Origin of the sequence: uncultured Sphingomonas sp., from assembly GCF_964243315.1 — a bacterium.
Classification (GTDB): Bacteria; Pseudomonadota; Alphaproteobacteria; order Sphingomonadales; family Sphingomonadaceae; genus Sphingomonas.
In genome coordinates this window covers 689-6,060 of record NZ_CAXTEM010000096.1, presented here as the reverse complement: position 1 = coordinate 6,060, position 5,372 = coordinate 689, and the positions used below count along the sequence as shown (strand labels likewise).

Annotated in this window: 4 protein-coding genes and 2 pseudogenes; all 6 read right to left on the bottom strand. The window is 68.1% G+C overall.

Annotated features, from left to right (window positions below; translation table 11 throughout):
• Positions 1-229: 229 nt before the first annotated feature.
• Positions 230-331, bottom strand: a pseudogene (locus tag ACFE77_RS15810) (PEPxxWA-CTERM sorting domain-containing protein); the annotation flags it as partial.
• Positions 332-352: 21 nt separating this feature from the next.
• Positions 353-1,510: pseudogene (locus ACFE77_RS15805) on the bottom strand (PQQ-dependent sugar dehydrogenase); the annotation flags it as partial.
• Between the two features lie 256 nt (positions 1,511-1,766).
• Complete coding sequence (gene recF / locus ACFE77_RS15800) at positions 1,767-2,825, bottom strand: DNA replication/repair protein RecF (protein WP_375422606.1); 1,059 nt, start codon at positions 2,823-2,825, stop codon at positions 1,767-1,769.
• A gap of 46 nt (positions 2,826-2,871) precedes the next feature.
• The gene (locus tag ACFE77_RS15795) at positions 2,872-3,672 is read right to left on the bottom strand and encodes a Coq4 family protein (protein ID WP_375422605.1); all 801 of its coding nucleotides are present in this window, start codon (positions 3,670-3,672) and stop codon (positions 2,872-2,874) included.
• A gap of 214 nt (positions 3,673-3,886) precedes the next feature.
• Entirely contained in the window at positions 3,887-4,930 is a 1,044-nt protein-coding gene (locus ACFE77_RS15790; RefSeq protein ID WP_375422604.1) for a VWA domain-containing protein, read from the bottom strand.
• Positions 4,931-5,124: 194 nt separating this feature from the next.
• The gene (locus ACFE77_RS15785) at positions 5,125-5,364 is read right to left on the bottom strand and encodes a response regulator transcription factor (RefSeq protein ID WP_375422603.1); all 240 of its coding nucleotides are present in this window, start codon (positions 5,362-5,364) and stop codon (positions 5,125-5,127) included.
• Positions 5,365-5,372 lie beyond the last annotated feature (8 nt).

The window sequence follows — 5,372 nt, the reverse complement described above, 5'->3', positions numbered from 1 at the left end:
ACCTCGAACACCATGTGGTGGAGGCCCGATCCGTCGTCGGTGTCGCCGATGTACATGCCGGGCCGCTTGCGCACCGCGTCGAGGCCCTTCAGGACCTTGATCGAATCGGCGCCGTAATCGCCCATATTGGGGCTGGAATTGGGGTTGGTTGCCATGCCCAGCATATAGGCACGACGACCCCGAAACGGAAGCGAAATGGCTCGCGCAGCAGGCGCGCCGCATGCGGTCGCTAGGCCGCTGCGGCGATCCTCCGGCGGCGGCGCAGCGTCGCTGCGATCAGCGCGAAGCCGGCCAGCATCGTTGCCCAGGTCGACGGTTCGGGGATAGCGGACAGGATGCGATACATGTCGCCGTCCTGCTTGGTGAGCAGGTACAATTCACCCGCGGCATCGACCCCCATGCGCAAGTCGACGCGGCCGCGCAATCCTTCCAGCTGCAGCATCGTCGTGGCGACGCCGTCCAGGTAGAGCGCGAGCTCGCTCAACGGCGCGACGCCGCCGGTCGCGTCGGCAGGGTCGAAGTAGAAGATGCGCCCGTTGACGATGTCGGTCACCAGCATCTTGCCGAACAATTCGGGCATCAGCGATCCGCGATAGAGCTGCGCGGCACCAATGCCGGAGCCTTCGTCGTGGTCGTATTGGCCGATCGGATCGACGAAGAAGCCGGGATTGGGATCGTCGGTGACGAACAGCTCCGACTTGTCGGCGGAGCGGCCGAACGTGCCTTCGCGGAGCGGCCAGCCGTAATTGGCGCCGGCGCGGCCGACATTGACCTCCTCGATCTGCGCCTGGCCGACGTCGGCGATGTACATCGCGCCGGTGGCCTGGTCCCAGCTGAACTGCTGCGGATTGCGCAGGCCCGACGCCCAGACCTCGCCGAGCACGCCCGTGCTGCCGGCGAAGGGGTTGTCGGCGGGGATCGCGTAGGCGGCGGGGCCGGTGCCGTCGGGGTCGCTCGGGTCGATGCGCAGGATCTTGCCGAACGGGCTGCGCCCATCCTGCGCATTGTCGTTGGGATCGCTGACCCCGCCGCCATCGCCTAGGCCGATGTAGAGCTTGCCGTAATCGGCCGATCCGACGGCGGCAGTGGGGTTGAACGCGATCGTGCCGGGGCCGTGATCGCTGGAGGGCTGAGCGGTGCGGAGCAGCTCGCGCGTGCTCGCGATCGTGGCTGTCGCCGCCTTGGGGTCCGCCACGATCCATTCGCGGACGACATTGTGGTGGTCGACCGGACCCTTGCCCGAATAGGTCGGCGCCGGCGCGCCGTCCGCGAGGGTCGTGTCGATCGTGTAGAAGGTCGCAAAGCCCGGCAGCGACGCGTTGCGGCCGTAGTTCGGGTGGAAGGCGAAGGATACCAGCCCGGTCTGGCTGTTGGTCTGCGCGAATCCGACATTCTGGTCGCGGATGTCGAACCAGGTGGTCGGCGCCGCCCCCGCGACAGTGGTGACCGAGATGGTGCCGCGGGTGTCGTTGACGAACAACCGGTCGCTGCCGTCCTTCACCGCCCTCATCGACTGGATGCTGGCGAGATTGCGCGGCTGGCCGGTGGCGGGCGCCCTCACGAAGGGCGCGATGCGGACGCTCAGCCCTTGCGAGATCGGTTGCGGAATCGGGTTCACGATCACCGCGGCGGTTACCGGCGAGGTCGTAGCGAACAACATGCTGCCGGACACCAGCGCGCCCATCGTCAGCGCCGTGCGCCGCATCGTCGTTATCGTCATGGCAGAACCCCCGTCGCGGCTTTGTGCCCGTCCGCGCCGCACCGCTTCAAGCAAAGCCGGTGGTTTCGCCAACAACATAATGTACCATTTCGGGACCAATCGCGGCGAACAGTGCTTCTTCCGCGCCGGTCATCCAGACCTGCCCAATGCCCCGGAGCCGGTCGAACAGCGCGCCGCGGCGGGCGGGGTCGAGATGCGCGGCGACCTCGTCGAGCAGCAGCACGGGCCGGCGCCCGGTGCGGTCCGCGACCAGTTCGGCATGCGCGAGGACGATGCCGAGCAGCAGCGCCTTCTGCTCGCCGGTGGACGCGAGCGCGGCGGCACGGCTCTTGTCGAGATGCGTGACGACGAGGTCGACGCGGTGCGGCCCGACCAGCGCGCGTCCCGCGGCGGCGTCGCGCGCGCGGTTCTGGCGCAGAGCATGGGCCAAATCGGTTGCGGCCCAGCCCTCGAGTGCGAGCCCCGCGCGGGGGAAGGACGCATCCGCACTGTCGGCGAGGCGCGCCGCCAACAGCGTCACGGTATCGTCGCGCGCCGCCGCCAGCGCGCCGCCATGCTCGGCCATCTGCGCTTCGAGCGCGGCGAGCCAATCCGGGTCTGCAGGCATATCGTCGGTCAGCAGGCGGGTGCGCGCGCGCATCGCCGCCTCGTAGCGGGTGGCGTGGTGCGCATGCGCGGGATGGAGCGCCAGCGTCAGGCGGTCGAGAAAGCGACGGCGCTCGCCCGCAGGTTCGACGAACAGCCGGTCCATCGCCGGGGTCAGCCACAGGATCGTTAGCCAGTCGGCCAGCGTGTTGGCGGTCGCGGTCGCGCCCTGGATGCGCACGATCCGGCGTTCGGGTGCGCTCGCGAGCGTGCCGGTCGCGATCTCGACGTCGCCGATCACGGCCGCGGCGACGCCGAAGCCGCCGGGTCCGTCCGCGCGTGCCATGTCGCCGAGGGAGGCGCGGCGCAGCCCGCGACCGGGGGCGAGCAACGACACCGCTTCGAGGATGTTGGTCTTGCCCGCGCCATTCGCGCCGGTGAGCACGACAAAGCCCGCGCCGGGCGCGAGCGTCAGCGCAGGGTGGTTGCGGAAATCGGTGAGGACCAGGCGCGCGAGCATCGCGCCCGACTTAGCGCGCGCTGGCTCGCTGGCAATCCGCGCTGGCTCAGGCGGCGAGGTGCCCCGGAGCAGGCGTCGCGGCAGCGGCGTCGCGACGGGTGCTGAGATAGGAGGCAAGCTCAGCGCCGAGTTCGCGCTGCGCCTTCAGATACGCGACTGGGGTGGCGATGCCGAGGCGCGCGCGTGCCGCGTCGATGGGCTCGTGGAGTAGCTGTTCGTAATCCTCGCCCGAAATCCACTTCGCCTTGCGGCCGTGGCGATAGCCCTCCCATACCGCCTTGGCGAACAGGCTGCTCTTGGTGACGCTCAGGCTCTTGAGCGCCGCGGCCCCGCCGATGAACGCCCAGCCGAGGCCGCCAACCTGTGCATAGCTGAACGCGACCAGCGCAGCCTCGCCCATGCTTTCGTCGGCCTTGTAGCCGGTGAGCACGTGCCAGATGTCGTGGGTGTCGCGGACGCGACGGCCGAACCACGCATAGGGATGCGCGATGTCGTCCTCGGTCGGCTCGACTCGGCTGACCTCGACGAGGCCGTCGGCGGAATAGCCGGTGGATTCGAGGAAGTGCCGATACGCCGCGCCGACCGTGCCGGGTGCAAACTGCGCGACGAAGGCGGGGTCCGAAAGGCGCTTCGCCAGTTCGGTACGTTCATAGGCGAGCCGCCCGCCCTGCACGGTGCCGAGCAGCCGCGCATAGTTCATCGGCCCGTTGCCGACGTTCAGCGCGCGCATGATGCGGAACACCTGCGTGGTGTCGTCGCCATTTGCGAGCAGCTTCTTGATCGCATCGAAGGCAGTGCGCCAGTCGCGGCGGCCGGTGGTGCCGGGGAACGGAGGTAGCTTGGCCATCGACTCGGCTCCTTACTGACACGTATGTTAGTAAGCGATGCAGCAGACGGCGTCAAGCGACGCGGCAGCAGTACGGCGGCGGAAGGTTAGGCTAAGGTGAGGCATAAACGCTGTCGTTTTTCGAGCGATGCGACTGAGGCCGTGACCGGTTAGAGTGGACGATGCGAAGAGATGCCATGATAGCAATTACCGCGGGTGTAGGACATACAGCTCGCTAGCGCGCGGCCTCCTCCTGAACGTCGATGGCATCGTTCGAACGATCGCGCTCGCCCTTCAACCGCGCCTCGAACGCCTCGCGCTTTGCAGTCAGCGCCTTGTGCCGCTGATCGAGCACCGCGAACACCACGCGCCGGTCGGGCGCGTCCTGCTTGGCGGTCGCGCGGCGGGTCAGGTCCGTGCCGACGGCGAGCGTTTCGCGGGTGATGATGTCGCCGATACAGATCGTCGCACGGGTGGTCGCGGCGCTGGTGTCGATCAGGTTGCGCGATCGCGCCCCACTCGCCCGCACCGTGTTCATCGTCAGCCGCCCGGCCTCGCGCGTCGCGGCGAGCATGCGCCGATACTCCGTATCGTCCGCCACGTTGATCAGCGTGCCCCCGCCGGCCCGCGCCACCTCGGTCAGCGCGGCGCGATCGGCGGCGGGCAGATCGAAGCCGATGATGTTGACGATCGCGCGGGTCTGCCCGGTGTTGATCGCGCGAGCGATCGCGACGGGATCGCCGCCGCAGGTCTCGTTGCCGTCCGAGACCACGTAGATGACCTGTTCGCCAGGGGCGCCCACGCCAAGCTGCGCCTGTGCCTTTTGCAGGGCGGCGGCGAGCGGCGTCCAGCCGACCGCGCGCACCGATGCTACCGCGCGCCGTTGCGCATCGCGATCGAGCGACATAGGCGCGAGCTGGTCGATTCCCCGGCAGGACGCCGCCTTGCCGCTGTCATTGTTGCTGCCCTGCTGACCGAAGACGAGCACCGACGCCGGCACCTTTTCACTGAGGCCGCCGATGAACGCGAGCGTCGCCTCCTTGGCGAGCGCAAGCTTGCTCCGCGTGCCGATAAACGTCGCCATCGAGCCCGACCCGTCGATCGCCACGACCACCCGCGTGACCTGCGGCGAGCTTGCGAAGACCGCTGCCGCGGGAGCTTCAAGATCGGCGCTCGACGATTCGACCTCGCTAAAGCACGCCCCCTGATCCGCGCGGGTGAAGGGCTCCAGATATGTGCGGGCGGCGGCGATCGCCTCCGGCGCCAGGCCGGACGCCATTAAGGCACGATCACCTTCCGGAATGACATTGGACGTCGCCGCAGTCGTATCCTGCTTACGCTCGCACGAGCAAAGCATGAGGGCGATCAGTACCGCGGTGCCAATCTTCATCCGGATGTACCTCGCCCTCAGGAGTGCGACACAAGCCACACCAGCCGGCGTCGATCAAGACGGCACTCATGGGATGGGCGACGCTACGTCGCGCCTGCCGACTTTCGCGCGAGCAATTCGTTGACACGGAACACCAGTTCCTCGGGATCGAACGGCTTCTTCATGTAGTCGTCCGCACCCTCATAGAAGGCGATTTCGCTATCCCGCTCGCTGCGGCGACCAGTGAGCATCAGCACCGGGGTGTGGCACAGATCGAGTGTATCGCGCATTTGCCGCAGGACCAGCAAGCCCGACAATTCCGGCATGTTGCAGTCGAGGATCACCAGATCGG

Excerpts from the sequence above, each read along its gene's own strand:
- ACFE77_RS15795 (WP_375422605.1), bottom strand. The coding sequence starts at position 3,672 with ATGGCCAAGCTACCTCCGTTCCCCGGCACCACCGGCCGCCGCGACTGG.
- recF (WP_375422606.1), bottom strand. The coding sequence starts at position 2,825 with ATGCTCGCGCGCCTGGTCCTCACCGATTTCCGCAACCACCCTGCGCTG.
- ACFE77_RS15790 (WP_375422604.1), bottom strand. The coding sequence starts at position 4,930 with ATGGCGTCCGGCCTGGCGCCGGAGGCGATCGCCGCCGCCCGCACATAT.